This window comes from Pseudomonas sp. PDM03 (assembly GCF_014852385.1).
Classification (GTDB): domain Bacteria; phylum Pseudomonadota; class Gammaproteobacteria; order Pseudomonadales; family Pseudomonadaceae; genus Aquipseudomonas; species Aquipseudomonas migulae.
The window spans coordinates 19217-38324 of the sequence record NZ_JACVBM010000031.1 but is presented as its reverse complement, the minus strand read 5'-3'; the positions used below and the strand labels follow the sequence as shown (position 1 = coordinate 38324).

The following is a 19108-nucleotide window of genomic DNA, read 5'->3' as shown; positions in this document are numbered from 1 at the left end:
CCTTTTAACGGGCGTATTGCGCCCGGTGGGAATAGCAGCCGGAGTCTGAAATCCAATGCAAAATCAGCAAATCCGTATCAGGTTGAAGGCTTTTGACCATCGCCTGATCGACCAATCCACCCAGGAAATCGTGGAAACCGCGAAACGTACTGGTGCTCAAGTGCGTGGTCCAATTCCACTGCCTACCCGTAAAGAGCGGTTCACCGTTCTGGTCTCCCCGCACGTCAACAAAGACGCGCGTGACCAGTACGAGATCCGTACTCATAAGCGCGTTCTGGACATCGTCCAGCCAACGGATAAAACCGTTGATGCTCTTATGAAGCTTGATCTTGCGGCCGGTGTGGAAGTGCAGATCAGCCTCGGCTAAGACTCGGTCTTAGTCGTGTAACGCTCTGAAATGGGCGGCCATAGCGGGTGAAAGCCCCGTACACTCATGAGGTTTACAACATGACTATTGGTGTAGTCGGTCGTAAATGCGGTATGACCCGTATTTTCACCGAAGAAGGTGTCTCCATTCCGGTCACGGTCATTGAGATCGAGCCGAATCGCGTCACCCAGTTCAAAACTGAAGAGACCGATGGCTATCGTGCAGTGCAAGTCACTGTAGGCGAGCGTCGTGCTTCGCGTGTTACAGCTGCTCAGGCTGGCCACTTCGCTAAAGCGAACGTTGCCGCTGGTCGTACCGTAATGGAATTCCGTCTTGAAGAAGGCGAGTACCAGGCCGGCGATCTGATCAACGCTGAAATCTTCGCCGCTGGTCAACTGGTTGATGTAACCGGTCAGTCCAAAGGTAAAGGCTTCCAGGGTACGATCAAGCGTTGGAACTTCCGCGGGCAAGATAATACCCACGGTAACTCCGTGTCCCACCGCGTTCCAGGCTCTATCGGCCAGTGCCAGACTCCTGGTCGTGTATTCAAGGGCAAAAAAATGTCCGGTCATATGGGCGCTGAGCGCGTGACCGTGCAGTCCCTCGAAGTAGTGCGCGTGGACGCTGAACGCAATCTGTTGTTGGTCAAGGGCGCTGTTCCTGGCGCTACTGGCGGCAACTTGGTTGTACGTCCAGCAGCCAAGGCTCGCGGTTAAGGGGAAGCTGACATGCAATTAAATGTAAATGACGCTCAAGCGATCGAAGTTTCCGAACTGACATTTGGCGGCGAATTCAACGAGACGCTGGTTCACCAAGCAGTCGTGGCCTACATGGCCGGCGGCCGTCAAGGTAGCAAGCAGCAAAAGACCCGTTCCGACGTTCGTGGTGGCGGTAAGCGCCCATGGCGTCAGAAAGGTACTGGCCGTGCTCGTGCCGGTACTATCCGTAGCCCAATCTGGCGTGGCGGCGGTACCACTTTCGCAGCTCGTCCTCAGGATCACTCCCAGAAGCTGAACAAGAAGATGTATCGCGCAGCAATGCGTTCCATCCTTGCTGAGCTGGTGCGTACTGATCGTCTGGTCGTGGTTCAGGATTTCGCCGTTGAAACGCCGAAAACCAAAGACCTGCTGGGCAAACTGAACAACATGAGCCTGACCGACGTTCTGATCGTGTCTGACGCTGTTGATCAGAACCTGTACCTGGCTGCTCGCAACCTGCCGCACGTAGATGTACGTGATGTGCAAGGTTCCGATCCAGTTAGTCTGATCGCATACGACAAGGTGTTGATCACCGTGTCGGCCGTGAAGAAATTCGAGGAGCTGCTGGGATGAACCAGGAACGCGTATTTAAAGTTCTGCTTGGCCCGCACGTTTCCGAGAAGGCTACGGTTCTGGCAGACAAGAAAGGCCAGTTCGTTTTCAAGGTTGCCACTGACGCAACCAAGCTGGAAATCAAGAAGGCCGTCGAAAGCCTGTTCAGCGTGAAAGTAGAGCGTGTTACTACCCTGAATGTTCTGGGTAAGAGCAAGCGCACTGCTCGCGGTCTGGGCAAGCGTAATGACTGGAAGAAGGCAGTTATCTCCCTTCAGCCAGGCCAAGATCTCGATTTCAGCAGCAGTGCTGAGTAAGGAAGGGGTGCATCATGGCAATCGTTAAATGCAAACCGACTTCCCCTGGCCGCCGTCATGTGGTCAAGGTGGTCAACCAGGAGCTGCATAAAGGCGCTCCTCACGCACCGCTGCTCGAGAAGAAATCGAAGTCTGGTGGTCGTAACAACAATGGTCGTATTACCACTCGTCACATCGGTGGTGGCCATAAGCAGCATTATCGTCTGGTCGATTTCCGTCGCAACGACAAAGATGGCATTCCAGCCACTGTCGAGCGTATCGAATACGATCCAAACCGTACTGCTCACATTGCTCTTATGTTGTACGCAGACGGCGAACGCCGTTACATCATCGCCCCTAAAGGCGTGAACGCTGGTGACCAGCTGATTTCGGGTGCTTTGGCTCCGATCAAGCCGGGCAACCAGTTGCAACTGCGCAGCATTCCAGTTGGTAGTACCGTACACGGCATCGAATTGAAGCCAGGTAAAGGCGCGCAAATCGCTCGTTCCGCTGGTGCTTCGGCTCAGCTGATCGCTCGTGAAGGTGTCTATGTGACCCTGCGTCTGCGTTCTGGTGAGATGCGTAAAGTGCTGGCTGAATGCCGCGCGACCCTGGGCGAAGTCTCGAACTCCGAGCACAGCCTGCGTTCGCTGGGTAAAGCTGGTGCCAAACGCTGGCGTGGCGTTCGCCCAACCGTTCGTGGTGTTGCCATGAACCCGGTTGACCACCCACATGGTGGTGGTGAAGGTCGTACCTCTGGTGGTCGTCATCCGGTATCGCCATGGGGCTTCCCGACTAAGGGCGCGAAGACTCGTGGTAATAAGCGTACCGACAAAATGATCGTCCGTCGTCGCAAGTAAATAGAGGGATACGACAGTGCCACGTTCTCTGAAAAAAGGTCCTTTTATCGATCTTCACCTACTGAAGAAGATCGAAGTGGCGGCGGAAAAGAACGATCGCAAACCAGTTAAAACCTGGTCGCGCCGTTCGATGATCCTGCCACAAATGGTCGGTCTGACCATCGCAGTACACAACGGTCGTCAACATGTGCCAGTTCTCGTGAACGAAGACATGGTCGGCCACAAACTGGGCGAGTTCGCCGGTACCCGCACTTATCGTGGGCACGTGGCTGACAAGAAAGCCAAGCGTTAAGGGGTTAGGAAATGGAAGTAGCCGCTAAGTTGTCGGGCGCTCGAATCTCCGCCCAGAAAGCCCGCTTGGTCGCCGACCAGATCCGCGGGAAGAAGGTGGGCGAAGCGCTCAACTTGTTGGCTTTCAGCAGTAAGAAAGCCGCCGAGATCATGAAGAAAGTGCTGGAGTCGGCCGTAGCCAACGCCGAGCATAACGAAGGCGCAGACGTTGATGACCTTAAAGTCAGCACCGTTTTCGTCAACGAAGGGCGTTCGCTGAAGCGAATCATGCCACGTGCCAAAGGCCGTGCTGATCGCATCGTCAAGCGGTCTTGCCATATCACTGTCAAGGTTGCTGACAAGTAACGGAGTCGAAGAGATGGGTCAGAAAGTACATCCCATTGGCATTCGCCTGGGAATCGTCAAGGAGCACACCTCCGTCTGGTACGCAGACGGTCGGACTTATGCGGACTATTTGTTCGCTGATCTGAAGGTGCGTGAGTATCTCCAAGACAAACTAAAAAGCGCGTCCGTAAGCCGTATCGATATCCATCGTCCGGCCCAAACTGCACGTATCACCATCCACACCGCTCGTCCAGGTATCGTTATCGGGAAGAAAGGTGAAGATGTTGAGAAACTGCGTCAGGACCTGACCAAGCAAATGGGTGTGCCTGTGCACATCAATATCGAAGAAATCCGCAAGCCGGAACTCGACGGTATGTTGGTTGCGCAGAGCGTAGCTCAGCAGCTGGAGCGTCGCGTAATGTTCCGTCGCGCTATGAAGCGCGCTGTACAGAACGCCATGCGCATTGGTGCCAAAGGCATCAAAATCCAAGTGAGCGGTCGTCTCGGCGGTGCTGAAATCGCACGTACTGAATGGTATCGCGAAGGTCGTGTGCCACTGCACACCCTGCGTGCCGACATCGACTATGCCAACTACGAAGCTCACACCACTTACGGTGTGATCGGTGTAAAGGTTTGGATCTTCAAAGGCGAAGTAATTGGTGGTCGCCAAGAAGAACTGAAACCACAAGCACCAGCGCCTCGTAAAAAAGCTGCTAAGTAAGGGGTACGCCAAATGTTGCAACCAAAGCGTACGAAGTTCCGCAAGCAGATGACTGGTCACAACCGTGGCCTGGCATTGCGCGGTAGCAAAGTCAGCTTCGGCGAGTTCGCGCTGAAGTCTGTAGCTCGTGGTCGTCTCACCGCTCGTCAGATCGAGTCAGCGCGTCGTGCTCTGACCCGTCACGTTAAACGTGGCGGCAAGATCTGGATCCGTGTATTCCCGGACAAGCCTATTTCCAAGAAGCCACTCGAAGTTCGGATGGGTAAAGGTAAAGGTAGCGTGGAATACTGGGTTGCCCAGATTCAGCCAGGCAAAGTCCTGTATGAAATCGAGGGTGTTTCTGAAGAGCTGGCGCGTGAGGCATTTGCCCTGGCTGCTGCAAAGCTGCCGCTCGCCACTGCCTTCGTTAAACGGACGGTGATGTGATGAAAGCGAACGAACTTCGTGAAAAAGACGCGCCGCAGCTTAACGAGCAACTGCTCGGCCTGCTGCGCGACCAGTTCAATCTGCGCATGCAGAAAGCAACTGGCCAGTTGGGGCAGTCTCACCTGCTCCGGCAAGTTAAGCGTGACATCGCTCGCGTGAAGACTGTGCTCAAACAGCAGGCAGGTAAGTAATCATGGCTGAAGCCGAAAAAACCGTCCGTACGCTGACTGGCCGTGTTGTCAGCGACAAAATGGACAAGACCATCACCGTTCTGATCGAGCGTCGCGTTAAGCACCCGATCTACGGTAAATACGTTAAGCGTTCGACTAAGCTGCACGCGCACGACGAAACCAATCAGTGCCACATCGGCGACAAAGTCACTATTCGTGAAACTCGTCCTTTGGCCAAGACCAAGTCTTGGGCGCTGGTTGATGTTCTCGAACGCGCTGTGGAAGTCTAAGGACTAGGGGTCGGAGAAATTATATGATTCAGACTCAATCCATGCTCGATGTGGCCGATAACAGCGGCGCTCGCCGCGTTATGTGCATCAAGGTGCTGGGTGGCTCCCATCGTCGTTACGCTGGTATCGGTGACATCATCAAAGTTACCGTGAAGGAAGCAATTCCTCGCGGTAAAGTGAAAAAAGGCCAAGTGATGACTGCTGTTGTAGTCCGCACTCGTCACGGCGTTCGTCGTGCTGATGGCTCCATTATCCGCTTTGATGGCAACGCTGCTGTTCTTCTGAACAACAAGCAAGAGCCGATCGGCACCCGTATCTTTGGGCCAGTGACCCGTGAACTTCGTACTGAGAAGTTCATGAAGATCGTCTCGCTCGCCCCAGAAGTGCTGTAAGGAGATCCGACATGCAAAAGATTCGTCGTGACGACGAGATCATCGTGATCGCCGGCAAAGACAAAGGTAAGCGCGGTAAGGTGCTTAAGGTTCTCGCTAATAACCGTCTGGTTATCGGTGGTCTGAACCTGGTCAAGCGTCATACCAAGCCTAACCCGATGTCGGGCGTACAAGGCGGTATCGTCGAGAAAGAAGCTCCGCTGGATGCTTCTAACGTAGCCATTTTCAACGGCGAAACCAACAAGGCTGATCGCGTTGGTTTCAAAGTAGAAGACGGCAAGAAAATTCGTGTCTTCAAGTCGACCCAAAAAGCGGTTGATGCTTGAACACTGCTAGGTAGATGAGACCATGGCACGACTAAAAGAGATTTACTGGAAAGAAATCGCACCGAAGCTTAAGGAAGAACTTAAGCTTTCGAACGTGATGGAAGTTCCACGCGTTACCAAAATCACCCTGAACATGGGTCTGGGCGAAGCAGTCGGTGACAAAAAAGTCATCGAGCACGCTGTTGCCGACCTGGAAAAGATCACCGGCCAGAAAGTCGTTGTGACTTACGCTCGGAAATCCATCGCTGGCTTTAAAGTCCGTGAAGGTTGGCCGATCGGCGTCAAAGTGACCCTGCGCCGTGAGCGTATGTACGAGTTCCTGGATCGTCTGCTGTCGATCTCCCTGCCTCGGGTTCGCGACTTCCGCGGCCTGAATGCCAAGTCCTTCGATGGTCGTGGTAACTACAGCATGGGCGTTAAAGAGCAGATCATCTTCCCGGAAATCGACTACGACAAGATCGATGCTCTCCGCGGTCTGGACATTACCCTGACCACCACTGCCAAGAACGATGATGAAGGTCGCGCCCTGTTGCGTGCTTTCAAATTCCCGTTCCGCAACTGATTGGAGTAGGAAAATGGCCAAGATGAGCATGAAAAACCGCGAGCTGAAGCGTCAGCTCACGGTTGCCAAGTACGCCAAAAAGCGTGCAGCACTGAAAGCAATCATCGTTGATCTGAACGCAAGTCCAGAAGCGCGTTGGGAAGCTACAGTAGCTCTGCAAAAGCAGCCACGTGACGCAAGCGCTTCGCGCATGCGTAACCGCTGCCGCCTGACCGGTCGTCCACACGGCGTTTACCGCAAGTTCGGCCTCGGCCGTAACAAACTGCGTGAAGCTGCAATGCGTGGTGACGTACCTGGTCTGGTTAAAGCCAGCTGGTAAGCACTATCAAAGTCTCGGCGTCCAGGTTCGCAAGATCCTGACCGCCGGTGACCTTGAACTTGAATCAAGCCCCTTTTGGGGCTTGATTCATTTGTGGGGTGTGTCTAGAATACCCGGCTCGCCTGAGCCCGTGCTTTTTTCGCACGGATGTCCTCGGCGACACGTAGTAGCCGCAAGGCTAATTTTTTGTGTATTAGGAGCGTCTAGCCCATGAGTATGCAGGACCCGTTAGCGGACATGCTAACTCGAATCCGTAATGCCCAGATGGCTGAAAAGTCCGTCGTAAGCATGCCATCTTCTACTTTGAAGGTAGCTGTTGCCAAAGTCCTGAAGGACGAAGGTTACATTGCGGGTTATCAGATCAGCAGCGAAATCAAGCCACTGCTGTCCATCGAGCTGAAGTACTTCGAAGGCCGTCCGGTCATCGAGGAAGTGAAGCGCGTTAGCCGTCCAGGCCTGCGTCAGTACAAGTCCGTCGATGATCTGCCAAAAGTTCGTGGCGGTCTCGGTGTGTCTATCGTCTCCACCAACAAAGGTGTGATGACGGATCGTGCTGCGCGCGCTGCCGGTGTCGGCGGCGAAGTTCTTTGCACTGTGTTCTAAGGGGGGATAAGCATGTCACGCGTCGCTAAGAACCCCGTTAAGCTGCCAGCCGGCGTCGAAGTCAAATTCGCAGGCCAACAGCTTTCGGTGAAGGGTGCCAAGGGTACTCTCGAACTGAACATCCATTCGTCCGTTGAGATCGTTGAAGAAGCTGGTGAGCTGCGTTTTGCTGCTCGCAATGGCGATCAACAAACTCGCGCAATGGCTGGTACCACTCGTGCGTTGGTAAACAACATGGTCCAAGGCGTAAGCCAAGGCTTCGAGCGTAAGCTCCAGCTGGTCGGTGTTGGTTACAAAGCGCAAGCAAAAGGCACAGTGCTGAACCTGGCTCTTGGCTTCTCGCACCCAGTGGATTATGAACTGCCGGAAGGCATCACCGCTGAGACTCCTAGCCAGACCGATATCCTGATCAAGGGCATCGATAAGCAGCTGGTAGGTCAAGTGGCCGCCGAGATCCGCGACTTCCGTCCACCAGAGCCGTACAAAGGCAAAGGTGTGCGCTACGCGGACGAAGTCGTCCGTCGTAAAGAAGCCAAGAAGAAGTAGGGCATAGCAAATGACCGACAAAAAAGTTACTCGACTGCGTCGCGCTCGCAAAGCACGCCTGAAAATGCACGAACTCGAAGTCGTGCGTCTCTGCGTGTTCCGCTCGTCGCAGCACATCTACGCCCAGGTCATTTCGGCCGACGGCAACAAAGTCCTGGCATCTGCCTCGACTTTGGATAAAGAACTGCGTGATGGCGCCACTGGCAACATCGACGCGGCCACTAAGGTTGGCCAGCTGGTCGCTACGCGTGCTAAAGCCGCTGGCGTCTCGCAGGTGGCTTTCGACCGCTCTGGCTTCAAGTACCACGGCCGCGTCAAGGCGCTGGCTGATGCTGCTCGTGAAGCTGGGCTGGAGTTCTAAGTTATGTCAAATAACGACCAAAAGCGCGACGAAGGCTACATCGAGAAGCTGGTTCAAGTTAACCGCGTAGCCAAAACCGTTAAAGGCGGCCGTATCTTCACTTTCACCGCGTTGACCGTGGTTGGTGACGGTAAAGGGCGTGTTGGCTTCGGCCGTGGCAAGTCACGTGAAGTGCCTGCTGCGATCCAGAAGGCAATGGAAGCTGCTCGCCGCAACATGATCCAAGTTGACCTGAACGGCACCACTCTGCAGTACGCAATGAAGTCCGGTCACGGCGCTTCGAAGGTGTACATGCAGCCTGCTTCTGAAGGTACCGGTATCATCGCTGGCGGCGCTATGCGTGCTGTCCTCGAAGTTGCTGGCGTTCAGAACGTTCTGGCCAAGTGCTACGGCTCGACTAACCCGGTAAACGTGGTTCACGCCACTTTCAAAGGTTTGAAAGCTATGCAGTCTCCTGAATCCATTGCCGCCAAGCGTGGCAAAAGCGTCAAGGAGATCTTCTGATCATGGCTACCGTTAAAGTTACGCTGATCAAAAGCATGACCGGCCGCATCCCTAACCACAAACTGTGCGTTAAGGGTCTGGGTCTGCGTCGCATCGGTCACACTGTAGAAGTACTTGATACTCCCGAGAATCGCGGGATGATCAACAAGGCTTACTACATGCTGCGTGTCGAGGGTTAATCGATGAAACTCAATGATCTGAGTCCAGCGCCGGGTTCCCGTCGCGAAAAGCATCGTCCGGGCCGTGGTATCGGTAGTGGTTTGGGTAAGACCGGTGGCCGTGGCCACAAAGGTCAATCCTCCCGCTCCGGTGGCACCATTGCTCCAGGCTTTGAAGGCGGTCAACAGCCGCTGCATCGTCGCCTGCCGAAGTTCGGTTTCGTTTCCCTGAAAGCCATGGATCGCGCAGAAGTGCGTTTGTCCGAGCTGGCTAAAGTGGAAGGCGACATCGTCACCGTGCAGTCCTTGAAAGATGCCAACGTGATCAACGTCAACGTACAGCGTGTGAAAATCATGCTGTCCGGTGAAGTGACTCGCGCTGTTACCATCGGAAAGGGAATCGGCGCCACCAAAGGTGCGCGTGCGGCTATCGAAGCAGCTGGCGGCAAGTTCGAGGAATAAATGGCTAAGCAAGGTGCTCTCTCTGCGCTCGGCAAAGGCGGTATGTCTGAACTCTGGGCTCGTCTGCGTTTTCTGTTCCTGGCGATTATCGTCTACCGAATAGGCGCACACATCCCGGTTCCAGGTATCAACCCGGACCGACTCGCGGACCTGTTTCGACAGAATGAGGGGACCATTCTTAGCTTGTTCAACATGTTTTCCGGCGGCGCGCTGGAGCGGATGAGCATCTTTGCATTGGGGATCATGCCGTACATTTCGGCATCGATCATCATGCAGCTGATGACCGCCGTCAGCCCGCAGCTGGAGCAGTTGAAGAAGGAAGGTGAAGCTGGCCGTCGCAAGATCAGCCAGTACACCCGCTACGGCACTGTCGTCCTCGCTCTTGTTCAGGCAATTGGCATGTCCATTGGTCTGGCAGGGCAGGGCGTTGCGTTCACTGGTGACTTTGGCTTCCATTTCGTCGCGGTATCCACGTTTGTGGCTGGTGCGATGTTCATGATGTGGCTGGGTGAGCAGATTACTGAGCGTGGTGTTGGCAACGGTATCTCGATGTTGATTTTTTCGGGTATCGTCGCCGGTCTTCCGAGAGCGATCGGGCAGTCTTTCGAGTCTGCACGTCAGGGTGATATCAACATCTTCGCCCTGGTTGCCATCGGTTTGCTGGCAGTAGCGATTATCGGTTTCGTGGTGTTCATTGAGCGTGGTCAGCGTCGTATTGCTGTTCACTACGCCAAGCGTCAGCAGGGCCGTAAGGTCTTCGCTGCGCAGACTAGCCACTTGCCGCTGAAGGTGAACATGGCCGGTGTTATTCCGGCCATTTTCGCGAGCAGCATTTTGCTGTTCCCGGCTTCGTTGGGTGCCTGGTTCGGCCAGTCTGAAGGTATGGGCTGGTTGCAGGACATCTCGCAGTCGATCGCTCCTGGTCAGCCGTTGAATATTCTGCTGTTTAGTGCAGGGATTATTTTCTTCTGCTTCTTCTATACGGCGTTGATGTTCAATCCGAAAGACGTAGCGGAAAACCTGAAGAAGTCCGGTGCCTTTATTCCGGGCATCCGTCCAGGTGAGCAGTCTGCGCGCTACATTGATGGCGTTCTGACTCGCTTGACCATGTTCGGTGCTCTTTACATGACGGCCGTGTGTCTGCTTCCCCAGTTCCTGGTGGTTGCGGCAAACGTACCGTTCTACCTTGGCGGGACCTCGTTGCTGATCGTCGTCGTGGTTGTGATGGACTTCATGTCCCAAGTACAATCGCACCTCGTTTCGCACCAGTACGAATCCCTGATGAAGAAAGCCAACCTGAAGGGTTACGGCAGCGGCATGTTGCGCTGAGTACCCATAAGGTTCGAGGAGTTGGTGATGAAAGTTCGTGCATCGGTGAAAAAGCTGTGCCGTAACTGCAAGATTATTCGCCGCGAAGGTGTTGTTCGAGTAATTTGCAGCGCGGAACCGCGTCACAAACAGCGCCAAGGCTGAGTGTGATTGTGCTTCAAGCCCGGTAGCTAGTGCGCTACCGGGTTGATTATTTGTTATTACAGCGATATTATCTCGCGCCCTATTTCTTGGCTTCCGGGGCGTAGGTAGCTGTCAATTGGAGTCCCACTGAATGGCCCGTATTGCAGGCGTTAACATTCCAGATAACAAGCATACTGTTATCTCGCTGACCTACATCTATGGTGTTGGTCGCACTACTGCACAGAAGATCTGTGCAGTGACTGGGGTAAACCCAGCCGCAAAGATCAAGGATCTGAGCGACGAGCAGATTGAACAGCTGCGTGGCGAAGTGGCGAAGTTCACCACTGAAGGTGACCTGCGTCGCGAAATCAACATGAAAATCAAGCGTTTGATGGACCTCGGTTGCTATCGCGGTCTGCGTCATCGTCGTGGTCTTCCAGTACGCGGTCAGCGTACCAAGACTAACGCGCGTACCCGTAAAGGTCCGCGTAAGCCGATCCGCAAGTAATCGCCCCAGCGAATCGACAGGAAATTAATCATGGCTAAACCTGCTGCTCGTCCTCGTAAAAAAGTTAAAAAGACAGTGGTTGATGGCATCGCCCACATCCATGCTTCTTTTAACAACACAATCGTGACCATCACCGACCGTCAAGGCAACGCTCTTTCCTGGGCTACCTCCGGTGGTTCGGGTTTCCGCGGTTCCCGCAAGTCCACCCCGTTTGCTGCTCAAGTAGCTGCTGAACGTGCTGGCCAAGCTGCGCTGGAATACGGTCTGAAAAACCTCGACGTTAACGTCAAAGGTCCAGGCCCAGGTCGTGAATCTGCAGTCCGCGCTTTGAACGGCTGTGGCTACAAGATCGCCAGCATCACCGACGTGACGCCAATCCCGCACAACGGGTGCCGTCCGCCGAAGAAGCGCCGCGTGTAATCCAGGAGATTGTAAAGAATGGCTCGTTACATTGGTCCAAAATGCAAACTCGCTCGTCGCGAAGGCACCGATCTCTTTCTGAAGAGCGGCGTGCGCGCGATCGAATCGAAGTGCAACATTGAAGCAGCACCTGGTATCCACGGCCAACGCCGCGGTCGCCAGTCCGATTACGGCACCCAACTGCGTGAAAAGCAGAAGGTCCGTCGTATCTACGGCGTTCTCGAGCGTCAATTCAGCGGCTACTACAAAGAAGCTGCTGGCAAGAAAGGTGCAACCGGTGAAAACCTGCTGCAACTGCTCGAATGCCGTCTGGACAACGTTGTATACCGTATGGGTTTTGGCTCTACTCGTGCCGAATCCCGTCAGCTGGTATCGCACAAATCCGTCAGCGTTAACGGCCAGACCGTAAACGTACCGTCTTACCAGGTTCGTGCTGGTGACGTGGTCGCGATTCGCGAGAAAGCAAAGAACCAACTTCGCATTGTCCAAGCTCTCGATCTGTGTGCCCAACGTGGCCGCGTAGAATGGGTAGAAGTAGACACTGAGAAGAAGTCGGGCGTTTTCAAGAACGTTCCAGCTCGCAGTGATCTGTCCGCCGACATCAACGAAAGCCTGATTGTCGAGCTCTACTCCAAGTAAGGGCTAGAAAATAGGTGCATCCATGCAGATTTCGGTAAATGAGTTCCTGACACCCCGCCATATTGATGTGCAGGTTGTCAGTCCAACCCGCGCCAAGATCACTCTCGAGCCTCTCGAGCGTGGTTTCGGCCACACCCTGGGCAACGCGCTGCGCCGCATCCTGTTGTCCTCAATGCCCGGCTGTGCAGTAGTCGAGGCCGAGATTGACGGTGTACTCCATGAGTACAGCGCAATCGAAGGCGTACAGGAAGACGTAATTGAAATCCTGTTGAACCTTAAAGGTCTGGCTATCAAGCTGCACGGTCGTGACGAAGTTACGCTGACCTTGTCGAAGAAGGGTTCGGGGGTGGTTACCGCTGCCGATATTCAGCTGGATCATGATGTCGAGATCGTTAACCCCGATCACGTAATCGCTAACCTGGCGTCTAACGGCGCCCTGAACATGAAGCTCACCGTAGCTCGTGGTCGTGGTTATGAACCGGCAGACTCGCGTCAGAGCGATGAAGACGAAAGCCGCAGCATCGGTCGCTTGCAGCTTGACTCTTCGTTCAGCCCGGTTCGCCGTATCGCATACGTGGTGGAAAACGCCCGTGTCGAACAGCGTACTAACCTGGACAAGCTGGTTATTGATCTGGAAACCAACGGTACTCTGGATCCTGAAGAGGCTATCCGTCGCGCTGCAACCATTCTGCAACAGCAGTTGGCTGCGTTCGTCGACCTCAAAGGTGACAGTGAGCCAGTGGTTGTCGAGCAGGAAGACGAGATCGATCCGATCCTGCTTCGCCCGGTTGACGATCTGGAACTGACTGTACGTTCGGCTAACTGCCTTAAGGCGGAAAACATCTACTACATCGGTGACCTGATTCAGCGTACCGAAGTAGAGCTGTTGAAGACTCCGAACCTTGGCAAGAAATCCTTGACTGAAATCAAGGACGTTCTGGCCTCCCGCGGTCTGTCCCTCGGCATGCGCCTCGACAACTGGCCGCCTGCAAGTCTTAAGAAGGACGACAAGGCGACTGCCTGATCGTCGTAATCACCGAACGTCGTGTTTGGTAAGGAATGAACCATGCGTCATCGTAAAAGTGGTCGTCACCTGAGCCGCACTAGCTCGCACCGCAAGGCCATGTTCCAAAACATGGCAGTGTCGCTGTTCGAGCACGAGCTGATCAAAACTACACTGCCGAAAGCTAAAGAACTGCGTCGCGTTGCTGAGCCGCTGATCACTTTGGCCAAGACAGACAGCCTGGCTAACCGCCGTCTGGCTTTCGACCGTACTCGTTCGAAAGCTATCGTTGGTAAGCTCTTCAACGACTTGGGCAAGCGTTACGCTACCCGTGAGGGTGGCTACCTGCGCATCCTCAAGTGCGGCTTCCGCACTGGCGACAACGCGCCTATGGCGTACGTCGAGTTGGTTGATCGTGCTACCGGCGGTGAAGCTGTATCCGCTGAGTAAGACGTCAGTCTGAAACGAAGAACCGGGCCTAGTGCCCGGTTTTTTGTGGGCGTCTGAAAAGTAGGCTCTTCGTTAGTAATTTTCTATCGACACTTACAAGTTAATGAATTTGTAGGTGTAACGTTGGTGATCAATACTCCCTCTCAGCCGATTAGCCGGCAGTTCAAGACTGACAGAGGAAGAGATCGCATGAGCCAAAATAAAATACTTACCACCGCCAGTGGCGCTCCTGTCGCCGACAACCAGAATTCCCGCTCCGCCGGCCCTCGCGGCCCGTTGCTGCTCGACGACTTCCACCTGATCGAGAAGCTTGCCCACTTCAACCGTGAAAACATTCCTGAGCGCCGCGTACACGCCAAGGGCTCGGGTGCTTACGGTACGTTCACCGTGACGCGCGACATCACTGAGTACACCAGCGCCAAGCTGTTCGAATCCGTCGGCAAGCAGACCCCAACGTTTCTGCGGTTTTCCACCGTGGGCGGTGAGCGCGGCTCGGCTGACACAGAGCGCGATCCACGTGGCTTCGCCCTGAAGTTCTATACCGAGGAAGGTAACTGGGACATCGTTGGCAACAACACTCCAGTGTTCTTCATTCGCGATCCGCTCAAGTTTCCGGACTTTATCCACACCCAAAAACGCCTGCCGCAAAGCAACCTGAAAAGTGCGCAGATGATGTGGGACTTCTGGTCGCACTCGCCTGAGGCGCTGCACCAGGTCACCATCCTGTTTTCGGACCGTGGCATCCCTGACGGCTACCGTCACATGCACGGCTTCGGCAGCCACACCTACAGCCTGATCAGTGCCAGCGGCGAGCGTCACTGGGTGAAGTGGCATTACAAGACCCAGCAAGGGATCAAGAACCTGGCACCGGCAGAAGCTGCTCGCCTGGCGGGCACTGATCCGGATTACGCACAGCGCGACTTGTTCGAAGCGATTGAGCGTGGCGACTTTCCAAAATGGCGTGTGTGCATTCAGATCATGACCGAGGCCCAGGCTGCGGCGCATTACGAGAACCCTTTCGATGTGACCAAGACCTGGTCGCAGAAAGAGTTCCCACTGATCGAAGTGGGTGAGCTCGAGCTCAACCGCAATCCGCAGAACTACTTCGCGGAAGTTGAACAAGCGGCGTTCGGTCCGAGCAATATGGTGCCAGGTGTCGGCCTGTCGCCAGACCGCATGCTGCAAGGGCGAGTGTTCGCTTACGCCGATGCGCACCGCTACCGTGTTGGTACCAACCATCAGCAACTGCCGGTGAATGCGCCGCGCAGCCCGGTCAACAGCTACCAGCGTGATGGCTCCATGGCGTTTGGCAGCAATGGCGGTGCAGCGCCGAACTACGAGCCGAACAGTTACGTAGAGTCGCCAAAACAGGCGCCTCGTTATGCTGAGCCTGCTTTGGCATTGAGCGGTGCGGCTGATCGTTACGATCATCGCGAAGACACGGACTACTACAGCCACGCAGGTGCGTTGTTCCGTTTGATGAGTGATGAGCAGAAAAACCTGCTGACCAACAATATTGCGGGCGCGATGGCAGGGGTCTCCGCTGATGTAGTGGATCGCCAATTGCAGCATTTCTTCAAGGCCGACCCGGCTTATGGAGACGCAATCGCAAAGGCGCTCAACGTACAGATTAACGAAGTCTAAACGAGAAACAGAACCGCCCTCATTAGGGCGGTTTTTGCGCTATTTAAACTACTTTTCTCAGAATATCTTCGCTTTTATCGCGCAAACCAAGTGACCAAACAGTCGCTGTGGTTCAAACTACAGACTTTCAAGCAGGGAGATGTAGGGCGATGCAAGGCCACCCAGACGTAATCGATTACCTCAACACGTTGCTGACCGGCGAACTGGCCGCGCGTGATCAATATTTCGTTCACTCGCGGATGTATGAGGACTGGGGATTCACCAAGCTCTACGAACGAATCAACCACGAGATGGAAGAGGAAGCGGGGCACGCCGATGCGCTGATGCGCCGAATCCTGATGCTCGAAGGCACGCCACGCATGCGTCCGGACGATCTTGATGTCGGCACCACGGTTCCTGACATGCTCGCTGCCGACCTGCGACTGGAATACAAAGTCCGCGCCGCACTCTGCAAGGGTATCGAACTCTGCGAGCAGCACAAAGACTACGTCAGCCGCGAGATGCTGCGCATTCAACTGAACGACACCGAAGAAGACCACACCTACTGGCTCGAGAAGCAGTTGGGGCTTATCAAGTTGATCGGTCTGGAAAATTACCTGCAATCTCACACCTGACATTGAACCGTAGGAGCACAGCTTGCTGGCGAAGGCTTCCTTGATATCGCCATCGCCAGCAAGCTGTGCTCCTACAGTGTCAACGAAAAAGCCCCTGTCACCGACAAAGTGACAGGGGCTTTTTCATGGGCTTGATTCAGTCCCTGTCGCGAGCCAGCAGCGGTTTGAGATAGAAACCGGTGTGAGACTGCTTCATCTCGGAGACTTCTTCCGGCGTACCGACGGCAATGATCTGCCCGCCTTTGGAACCACCTTCCGGCCCCAGATCCACCAACCAGTCAGCGGTCTTGATCACGTCCAGATTGTGCTCGATCACCACCACGGTGTTGCCGTGGTCGCGCAGTCGATGCAGCACGTCGAGCAGTTGCTGAATATCCGCGAAGTGCAAACCGGTGGTTGGCTCATCGAGGATGTACAGCGTCTTGCCGGTATCGCGCTTGGACAGCTCGCGGGACAATTTCACTCGCTGCGCTTCACCACCAGACAGCGTGGTCGCCGATTGCCCCAGCTTGATGTACGACAGGCCGACATCCATCAGCGTCTGAAGCTTGCGTGCCAGTGCCGGCACCGCGTCGAAGAACACCCGGGCTTCCTCGATGGTCATCTCGAGGGTTTCGTGGATGCTCTTGCCCTTGTACTTGATCTCCAGCGTTTCGCGGTTGTAGCGCTTGCTCTTGCAGACGTCGCACGGAACATAGATGTCCGGCAGGAAGTGCATTTCAACCTTGATCAGGCCGTCGCCCTGGCAGGCTTCGCAGCGTCCGCCCTTCACGTTGAAGGAGAAACGCCCCGGCCCGTAACCGCGGGAACGGGATTCCGGCACGCCGGCGAACAGTTCGCGAATCGGCGTGAACAGCCCTGTGTACGTCGCCGGGTTGGAGCGTGGCGTGCGGCCGATCGGGCTCTGGTCGATGTCGACGACCTTGTCCAGGTGTTCCAGCCCTTTGATGCTGTCGTGAGCCGCAGCCTCAAGCGTCGTCGCACCGTTGAGTGCCGTCGCACTCAAAGGGAACAGCGTGTTGTTGATCAGCGTCGACTTGCCCGAACCGGACACGCCGGTAACGCAGGTCAGCAGGCCAATCGGAATCTCCAGATCGACGTTGCGCAAGTTGTTGCCGCGAGCGCCCTTGAGGGACAGCGACAATTTCTTGTTACGCGGTGTGCGTTTGGCTGGAACAGCAATCTTCACCCGACCCGACAAGTACTTGCCGGTCAGTGAGTCAGGGTGAGCCATGACTTGCGCTGGCGTACCTTCGGCGACGATATGCCCCCCGTGCACGCCGGCACCCGGGCCGATATCCACGACATAGTCAGCCAGGCGAATGGCATCTTCATCGTGTTCGACCACGATCACCGTGTTGCCGATATCCCGTAGATGTTTGAGCGTGCCGAGCAAACGGTCGTTGTCGCGTTGGTGTAGACCAATCGACGGTTCATCGAGGATGTATAGAACGCCCACCAGACCGGCACCAATCTGACTGGCCAGGCGAATCCGCTGCGCCTCGCCACCGGACAACGTGTCGGCACTGCGATCCAGCGACAGATAGTCGAGGCCGACGTTGACCAGGAACTGCAGGCGCTCGCGGATTTCCTTGAGGATCTTGTCGGCAATTTCACCGCGACGCCCGGTCAGCTTCAGCACGCCGAAGTATTCGCATGCATCGCCAATCGGCAGATTGGTTACCGCCGGCAGCGTCTTCTCGCCGACCCAGACATGCCGCGCCTCGCGACGCAGGCGGGTGCCACGGCAATCCGGGCAATGCTGGGTGCTGAGGAACTTGGCCAGCTCTTCACGCACCGAAGCCGATTCGGTTTCGCGGTAGCGACGTTCCAGGTTTGGCACGATGCCTTCAAACGGGTGCGAACGTTTGACGATGTCGCCACGGTCATTCAGGTATTTGAAATCGACGTTCTGGGAACCGCTGCCGTGCAGGATGAATTTCTGCTGATCGGCCGGCAGTTCGTTGAACGGTACTTCGAGGCTGAATTTGTAGTGCGCCGCCAGCGACCCGAGCATCTGGAAGTAATAGACGTTACGCCTGTCCCAGCCGCGAATCGCACCTTCGGCCAGGGTCAGTTCGCCATTGACCAGTCGCTTGATGTCGAAGAATTGCTTCACGCCCAGACCATCGCACGTCGGGCAGGCGCCGGCCGGGTTGTTGAAGGAGAACAGCTTGGGTTCCAGCTCGCTGATCGCGTGACCGCAGATCGGGCAGGCGAAGCGCGCGGAGAAGATCATCTCTTCGCCGGGTTCGTCGTCCATCGGTGCGACCAGGGCAATGCCATCCGCCAGTTTCAGCGCGGTCTCGAAGGATTCGGCCAGACGCTGTTGCAGATCGGCGCGGACCTTGAAGCGGTCGACGATGACGTCAATCGAATGCTTCTTCTGCTTGTCCAGCTTCGGCAGTTCGTCCAGTTCGCAGATCCTGCCGTTGACCCGGGCCCGGACAAAGCCCTGGGCGCGCAGTTCTTCGAAGACCGAAAGGTGTTCGCCTTTGCGCTCGCGAATCACCGGCGCCAGCAGCATCAGTTTGCTGCCCTCCGGTTGGGCGAGGACCAGGTCGACCATCTGGCTGACGGTCTGCGCTTCCAGCGGAATGTCGTGATCCGGGCAGCGCGGAATACCGACGCGAGCGTAGAGCAGGCGCAGGTAGTCGTAGATTTCGGTAATGGTGCCGACCGTCGAACGCGGGTTGTGCGAGGTCGACTTCTGTTCGATGGAAATGGCTGGCGACAAGCCTTCAATGGTGTCGACGTCAGGCTTTTCCATCATCGACAAAAACTGCCGGGCATAGGCCGACAGCGACTCGACATAGCGGCGCTGGCCTTCGGCGTACAGCGTGTCGAACGCCAGGGACGATTTGCCGGATCCGGACAAGCCGGTGATGACGATCAGTTTGTCCCGTGGCAGGGTCAGGTCGATGTTCTTCAGGTTGTGGGTTCGGGCCCCACGAATCAGGATCTTGTCCAAAGTGGCCTCGCTCGGCGGGCGTCGAAAACGTAGGAGTATACGGCCAAATACTGGATGGATGCACACTATCAAACGAGTGGTTTACTGTCGTACATGAAGAGTCTGTCAGCGGAACGCGT

At 55.5% G+C, this 19108-nt stretch carries 31 protein-coding genes; 30 read left to right on the top strand and 1 reads right to left on the bottom strand.

From position 1 onward, the window contains the following. The first annotated feature begins 55 nt into the window (after window positions 1-55). The 30 genes from rpsJ to bfr all read left to right on the top strand — a co-directional run bounded on the left by rpsJ (window position 56) and on the right by bfr (window position 16018). Window positions 56-367, top strand: coding sequence for a 30S ribosomal protein S10 (gene rpsJ / locus IB254_RS28050; protein WP_003186070.1), 312 nt, complete (start codon window positions 56-58; stop codon window positions 365-367). 80 nt (window positions 368-447) lie between these two features. Then, window positions 448-1083, top strand: a complete 636-nt coding sequence (gene rplC, locus IB254_RS28045) for a 50S ribosomal protein L3 (RefSeq protein ID WP_003186059.1) — start codon at window positions 448-450, stop codon at window positions 1081-1083. 12 nt (window positions 1084-1095) lie between these two features. Continuing rightward, window positions 1096-1698, top strand: a complete 603-nt coding sequence (rplD, locus tag IB254_RS28040; protein ID WP_003228735.1) for a 50S ribosomal protein L4 — start codon at window positions 1096-1098, stop codon at window positions 1696-1698. Next, a complete protein-coding gene (gene rplW / locus IB254_RS28035) occupies window positions 1695-1994 on the top strand; it encodes a 50S ribosomal protein L23 (protein WP_002555488.1) in 300 nt (99 codons plus the stop codon). Before rplD ends, rplW begins: the two co-directional genes overlap by 4 nt. A 14-nt stretch (window positions 1995-2008) precedes the next feature. Continuing rightward, entirely contained in the window at window positions 2009-2833 is an 825-nt protein-coding gene (rplB, locus tag IB254_RS28030; RefSeq protein ID WP_008030897.1) for a 50S ribosomal protein L2, read from the top strand. A gap of 16 nt (window positions 2834-2849) precedes the next feature. Continuing rightward, complete coding sequence (rpsS, locus tag IB254_RS28025) at window positions 2850-3125, top strand: 30S ribosomal protein S19 (RefSeq protein ID WP_002555486.1); 276 nt, start codon at window positions 2850-2852, stop codon at window positions 3123-3125. Window positions 3126-3136: 11 nt separating this feature from the next. After that, window positions 3137-3469, top strand: coding sequence for a 50S ribosomal protein L22 (gene rplV / locus IB254_RS28020; RefSeq protein WP_003103908.1), 333 nt, complete (start codon window positions 3137-3139; stop codon window positions 3467-3469). A gap of 13 nt (window positions 3470-3482) precedes the next feature. Continuing rightward, on the top strand, window positions 3483-4169 hold the full coding sequence (gene rpsC / locus IB254_RS28015) for a 30S ribosomal protein S3 (RefSeq protein WP_003176422.1): 687 nt from the start codon (window positions 3483-3485) through the stop codon (window positions 4167-4169). Window positions 4170-4181: 12 nt separating this feature from the next. Next, entirely contained in the window at window positions 4182-4595 is a 414-nt protein-coding gene (gene rplP, locus IB254_RS28010) for a 50S ribosomal protein L16 (RefSeq protein ID WP_008030899.1), read from the top strand. Then, complete coding sequence (rpmC, locus tag IB254_RS28005; protein WP_008030901.1) at window positions 4595-4786, top strand: 50S ribosomal protein L29; 192 nt, start codon at window positions 4595-4597, stop codon at window positions 4784-4786. Before rplP ends, rpmC begins: the two co-directional genes overlap by 1 nt. Before the next feature lie 2 nt (window positions 4787-4788). Then, the gene (gene rpsQ / locus IB254_RS28000; protein WP_003176419.1) at window positions 4789-5055 is read left to right on the top strand and encodes a 30S ribosomal protein S17; all 267 of its coding nucleotides are present in this window, start codon (window positions 4789-4791) and stop codon (window positions 5053-5055) included. A 23-nt stretch (window positions 5056-5078) separates the two neighbouring features. Next, window positions 5079-5447: a 50S ribosomal protein L14 gene (gene rplN, locus IB254_RS27995; protein WP_002555479.1), complete on the top strand. Its 369-nt coding sequence runs from the start codon at window positions 5079-5081 to the stop codon at window positions 5445-5447. An 11-nt stretch (window positions 5448-5458) separates the two neighbouring features. After that, a complete protein-coding gene (rplX, locus tag IB254_RS27990; RefSeq protein ID WP_003176416.1) occupies window positions 5459-5773 on the top strand; it encodes a 50S ribosomal protein L24 in 315 nt (104 codons plus the stop codon). Between the two features lie 22 nt (window positions 5774-5795). Next, window positions 5796-6335 carry a 50S ribosomal protein L5 gene (rplE, locus tag IB254_RS27985; protein WP_003176415.1) on the top strand — a complete coding sequence of 180 codons (540 nt, stop codon included), beginning with the start codon at window positions 5796-5798 and terminating at the stop codon, window positions 6333-6335. Window positions 6336-6348: 13 nt separating this feature from the next. Further along, entirely contained in the window at window positions 6349-6654 is a 306-nt protein-coding gene (gene rpsN, locus IB254_RS27980; RefSeq protein ID WP_003176414.1) for a 30S ribosomal protein S14, read from the top strand. A 210-nt stretch (window positions 6655-6864) separates the two neighbouring features. After that, window positions 6865-7257, top strand: coding sequence for a 30S ribosomal protein S8 (gene rpsH / locus IB254_RS27975; RefSeq protein ID WP_003186040.1), 393 nt, complete (start codon window positions 6865-6867; stop codon window positions 7255-7257). 12 nt (window positions 7258-7269) lie between these two features. Continuing rightward, window positions 7270-7803: a 50S ribosomal protein L6 gene (rplF, locus tag IB254_RS27970; RefSeq protein WP_003176412.1), complete on the top strand. Its 534-nt coding sequence runs from the start codon at window positions 7270-7272 to the stop codon at window positions 7801-7803. A 10-nt stretch (window positions 7804-7813) separates the two neighbouring features. After that, window positions 7814-8164: a 50S ribosomal protein L18 gene (gene rplR / locus IB254_RS27965; protein ID WP_003186037.1), complete on the top strand. Its 351-nt coding sequence runs from the start codon at window positions 7814-7816 to the stop codon at window positions 8162-8164. Between the two features lie 3 nt (window positions 8165-8167). Next, window positions 8168-8668, top strand: coding sequence for a 30S ribosomal protein S5 (gene rpsE, locus IB254_RS27960; protein ID WP_007943782.1), 501 nt, complete (start codon window positions 8168-8170; stop codon window positions 8666-8668). A 2-nt stretch (window positions 8669-8670) separates the two neighbouring features. Next, entirely contained in the window at window positions 8671-8847 is a 177-nt protein-coding gene (gene rpmD, locus IB254_RS27955) for a 50S ribosomal protein L30 (protein ID WP_003186033.1), read from the top strand. A 3-nt stretch (window positions 8848-8850) separates the two neighbouring features. Further along, on the top strand, window positions 8851-9288 hold the full coding sequence (gene rplO, locus IB254_RS27950; RefSeq protein ID WP_007896782.1) for a 50S ribosomal protein L15: 438 nt from the start codon (window positions 8851-8853) through the stop codon (window positions 9286-9288). Next, entirely contained in the window at window positions 9289-10617 is a 1329-nt protein-coding gene (secY, locus tag IB254_RS27945) for a preprotein translocase subunit SecY (RefSeq protein ID WP_003228718.1), read from the top strand. It abuts the gene before it with no gap. Window positions 10618-10644: 27 nt separating this feature from the next. After that, complete coding sequence (gene rpmJ, locus IB254_RS27940) at window positions 10645-10761, top strand: 50S ribosomal protein L36 (RefSeq protein WP_002555468.1); 117 nt, start codon at window positions 10645-10647, stop codon at window positions 10759-10761. A gap of 130 nt (window positions 10762-10891) precedes the next feature. Next, complete coding sequence (gene rpsM / locus IB254_RS27935; RefSeq protein ID WP_003186020.1) at window positions 10892-11248, top strand: 30S ribosomal protein S13; 357 nt, start codon at window positions 10892-10894, stop codon at window positions 11246-11248. Between the two features lie 30 nt (window positions 11249-11278). Further along, the gene (rpsK, locus tag IB254_RS27930; RefSeq protein ID WP_002555466.1) at window positions 11279-11668 is read left to right on the top strand and encodes a 30S ribosomal protein S11; all 390 of its coding nucleotides are present in this window, start codon (window positions 11279-11281) and stop codon (window positions 11666-11668) included. 18 nt (window positions 11669-11686) lie between these two features. Next, the gene (rpsD, locus tag IB254_RS27925) at window positions 11687-12307 is read left to right on the top strand and encodes a 30S ribosomal protein S4 (RefSeq protein ID WP_003210056.1); all 621 of its coding nucleotides are present in this window, start codon (window positions 11687-11689) and stop codon (window positions 12305-12307) included. Between the two features lie 22 nt (window positions 12308-12329). Then, window positions 12330-13331, top strand: coding sequence for a DNA-directed RNA polymerase subunit alpha (locus tag IB254_RS27920; RefSeq protein ID WP_003186012.1), 1002 nt, complete (start codon window positions 12330-12332; stop codon window positions 13329-13331). Between the two features lie 42 nt (window positions 13332-13373). Then, window positions 13374-13760, top strand: coding sequence for a 50S ribosomal protein L17 (rplQ, locus tag IB254_RS27915; protein ID WP_007943777.1), 387 nt, complete (start codon window positions 13374-13376; stop codon window positions 13758-13760). 189 nt (window positions 13761-13949) lie between these two features. After that, on the top strand, window positions 13950-15404 hold the full coding sequence (locus IB254_RS27910) for a catalase (RefSeq protein WP_192420659.1): 1455 nt from the start codon (window positions 13950-13952) through the stop codon (window positions 15402-15404). Between the two features lie 149 nt (window positions 15405-15553). Continuing rightward, complete coding sequence (bfr, locus tag IB254_RS27905; protein ID WP_008030905.1) at window positions 15554-16018, top strand: bacterioferritin; 465 nt, start codon at window positions 15554-15556, stop codon at window positions 16016-16018. A gap of 136 nt (window positions 16019-16154) precedes the next feature. On the opposite strand, the gene uvrA is transcribed toward bfr, so the two are convergent. Then, window positions 16155-18989 carry an excinuclease ABC subunit UvrA gene (gene uvrA, locus IB254_RS27900; protein WP_192420658.1) on the bottom strand — a complete coding sequence of 945 codons (2835 nt, stop codon included), beginning with the start codon at window positions 18987-18989 and terminating at the stop codon, window positions 16155-16157. Window positions 18990-19108 lie beyond the last annotated feature (119 nt).